The sequence below is a fragment of the Streptomyces sp. NPDC051172 genome, from assembly GCF_040682555.1.
In the GTDB taxonomy this organism is placed as follows: domain Bacteria; phylum Actinomycetota; class Actinomycetes; order Streptomycetales; family Streptomycetaceae; genus Streptomyces.
This window is the reverse complement of sequence record NZ_JBFBBE010000265.1, coordinates 1-3,088: the sequence shown is the minus strand read 5'-3', so window position 1 is coordinate 3,088 and position 3,088 is coordinate 1. Positions and strand designations below refer to the sequence as shown.

At 68.5% G+C, this 3,088-nt stretch carries 2 protein-coding genes and 2 pseudogenes; 2 read left to right on the top strand and 2 right to left on the bottom strand.

The window, feature by feature from the left end; translation table 11 throughout:
- Positions 1-114: 114 nt before the first annotated feature.
- Together AB0N07_RS50120 and AB0N07_RS50115 are read right to left on the bottom strand one after the other, a co-directional pair.
- Positions 115-1,197 (bottom strand): annotated as a pseudogene (locus AB0N07_RS50120) (ISL3 family transposase).
- A gap of 115 nt (positions 1,198-1,312) precedes the next feature.
- Positions 1,313-1,780 carry a transposase gene (locus tag AB0N07_RS50115; RefSeq protein ID WP_365847562.1) on the bottom strand — a complete coding sequence of 156 codons (468 nt, stop codon included), beginning with the start codon at positions 1,778-1,780 and terminating at the stop codon, positions 1,313-1,315.
- Positions 1,781-1,801: 21 nt separating this feature from the next.
- Between AB0N07_RS50115 and AB0N07_RS50110 the strand changes: the two are divergent.
- Both AB0N07_RS50110 and AB0N07_RS50105 read left to right on the top strand, forming a co-directional pair.
- Positions 1,802-2,212: pseudogene (locus AB0N07_RS50110) on the top strand (transposase); the annotation flags it as partial.
- Between the two features lie 23 nt (positions 2,213-2,235).
- A complete protein-coding gene (locus AB0N07_RS50105; RefSeq protein WP_365847560.1) occupies positions 2,236-3,024 on the top strand; it encodes a transposase in 789 nt (262 codons plus the stop codon).
- Positions 3,025-3,088: the final 64 nt, after the last annotated feature.

The window sequence follows — 3,088 nt, the reverse complement described above, 5'->3', positions numbered from 1 at the left end:
CTCGACAGGCTCCACGGTCTCCAACTCCACGGCGGTATCAGTCATTTGACGTCACTCCCATGATCGTCGGATCCGCCGTTAGATTTACACTCCCGTGGTGACGGCCAGTAGCTGTCAGCGCAGGAGGATGCGGTGGCGGAGGAGGTCGAATCCGGCGCGGCCGTGCATCTGTCTCATGATCCGTTTCGTTCTGGTGTCGACGCCTTCGGTGCGGCGTCGGCGCAAGTGCTCGCGGTAGGCGTCAACGAGACTGGGCCGGTAGGCCGGTGCGATGCGCAGGCCCGTGGGCTCGGGCATGCGGGCATAGCGCTTGTTCGGTGTTCAGCGCCAGGCCGAGGCGGCGGGAGCAGTCCAGCAGCCCGACGCCGTGGCCGAGCAGGGTGTGGATCTTGTTCCAGCGTTCACGGGTGGTCTGCTCACGCACTTGGCCGGGCGGCGGCGGTTGAGGGCCGCGGCCCAGCGGTCGGCGTGGGCGCGGATTTCGGGCCGGACCTTGTCGCACAGGTTGCGCCACACATGCCAGCGGCCGCTGACCTGCACCGCGTCGGGCAGGGCGCGGCGGAGGCCTCGGCGTAGGTGGCTGAGCCGTCCCGGCAAACCGTCGTGATGCCGGGATGTTCGCGCAGCCAGGCTTCCAGGGGACCGGCGTCCCGGCCGGGCAGGACCTCGATGCGCCGGCCGGTGACGGCATCGGTGATGACCGTGGCGTAGCGGTGACGGCGCCGCAGCGCGAAGTCATCCACTCCGATCACCGCGGGGACCGGTGCTTCGGGCGCCGGCAGGCGCCACAGCCACCTGAGCATGGTGGTACGGGAGACCGGCACGGCCGGCCGGCCGGAGAGACGTGCGCCCCCCCGGCCGCACAACTCCCGCGCCACTTCGGCGATCTGCCTGGTCAGCTGCACCGTCCTGCGCTGGTGGCGCTCCAGCAGCCCGGGAACCTGCTCACGGAAGGTCTGCCGTCCACAGCCCAGAACCGGACAGACCAGCCGTCGCACCCGCAGGCGGACGACGACCTGCCGACCGTCGACCGGCACGTCCGCCACCGTCCGGCGGTGATAACCGTGCACCCTCGCCGTCAGCGCCCCGCACGCTGGACACGGCATCCCCGCGTGTCGGCGTGCGAGCTGTCACCACGACTGCGTCCCCGCCGTCCGCCACGTCCTCGACAAGTAATGCCGACAATCCCGAAAACACCGTGCTCGCAAGCGAGTTGACATCCACCACAAGATCATGATCACTGGCAGCTACTGGCCGTCACCACCGACTACGGGCCAGACCCAAGCGAACGGTGTAACTGGGGTTGGTGTGGCTAGAGTTGGCATGCGGTGAGGCGGCCGTCGAAGGCCAGGTCGAAGGCGTTCATGGCGCCCTTCCAGCGCATGGTCCAGCGTTTTCGGCTGGTGCCGGTCGGGTCGAGACTCATGACGGCCATGCAGACGCACTTGAGTGCGGCCTGCTCCGTGGGGAAGTGTCCGCGGGAGCTGACGGCCTTGCGGATGCGTGCATTGACGCTTTCGATGCTGTTCGTTGTGCACACAATGCGGCATATGCCCGCATCAAACTGAAGGAAAGGCGTGAACTCGGCCCAGCTGGACTCCCAGAGCCGGACGATCGCCGGGTACTTCTTGCCCCAGACCTCGGCGAACTCCAGGAACCGTGTCGTGGCATCGTCCTCGCTCGGCGCGGTGTAGACGGGCTTACCGGTAGTTCGTTGAATTCGGTGGTGGCGTGAGTTGACGGCAGGTCGGGTTGGTCGTAGGCCGGTGGTAGGAGTCAACTGCCTTGCTGGGGGTGGAAGATGACCGCTCGCCGTCCGTGTCCGCCTGCGCCAGGTCCGTTGGAGGAGTACGCGGCCCGGTTCGATGACCTCTTCTTCAGCCTGGCCCAGCGGCGGGGATTTCGCGAGTACCTGACCGGGCTGCTGGCGCCACGGGAGCGGAACAAGACGATCACCTGCCTGGCAGGCGCGGAACCGGTGGCCGGCGCGGGGACGCCGGGAGTGCAGCGGCTGCAGTTCTTCCTGTCGGAGTCGCCCTGGGAGGCCGAGCAGGTCAACGACCGGCGGCTTGAACTGCTGCGTGAGCAGACGGCGGCGGCTCCGCACGATGGCGGGGTCATCGTGATCGACGATTCCGGGGACCGCAAGGACGGCACGGCGACCGCGCACGTGGGTCGGCAGTGGCTGGGCCGGCTGGGCAAAACGGACAGCGGCATCGTCACGGTGACCACGGTGTGGACCGACGGGCGTCCCTGCACGCAACTCCTTACACCCCTGCCCACCACCTCGCCCGCGGCCGCTCGGATCCGGCCTTCCGTACGAAACCGCAGCTGGCTGCTGTCCTCGCGGTTCGAGGGAAGGAGGCGGGCTTCGGCTGCCAGGCGGTGGTTGCCGACTGCGCCTACTCCGTCAGCGACGACTGGTATCTCGCACTGCGTCAGGCTGGCCTGGCCTACGTGGTCGCCCTCAAACCGCATCGCGGGACCTGGGCCCGGGCCGGCCAGCCGCACACCCCCATCGAAGCCGCACACGCGCTGACCTGGCGCGATGCCAAGCGACCCGGGGAGTGGACGCTGGCGGAGCGACACTTCCGTGACGGGCACACCGAGACCTGGTGGGCCGCCGACGCCCGCTTGGGCGGCTACGGACCCGACTCACCCTGCCGACTGGTCGTGGCCACCACCGACCCAGCCGGCCTGTCGGCGAAGGCCACCTGGTACCTGGCCACCAACCTGCCCCACCCCGACGCACCCCACGCCGCCACCAGCCCACACCCGCCGGCCGACCTTGCGGAGATCGTCCGCCTCTACGGACTGCGGCCCTGGATCAAGCAGAGCTACAAACAGATCAAGGACGAACTCGGCTGGGCCGACTTCCAGGTCCGCTCCGACCGAGCCATCCGCCGCCACCAGACCCTGGTCAACTGCGCCTTCTCCTTTTGCTGGGAACCAATGGTTCGCCCCACCCGGACCCCAGGATGCCACCGCACCGGTGAGGTGCCCCCGGCGGTGTGGACACGCTGACAATGGATCTTGCAGATCCGAGGAAGGGTGTCCTGGTGGGACGGAAGTCTCCGTATCCGGAGGA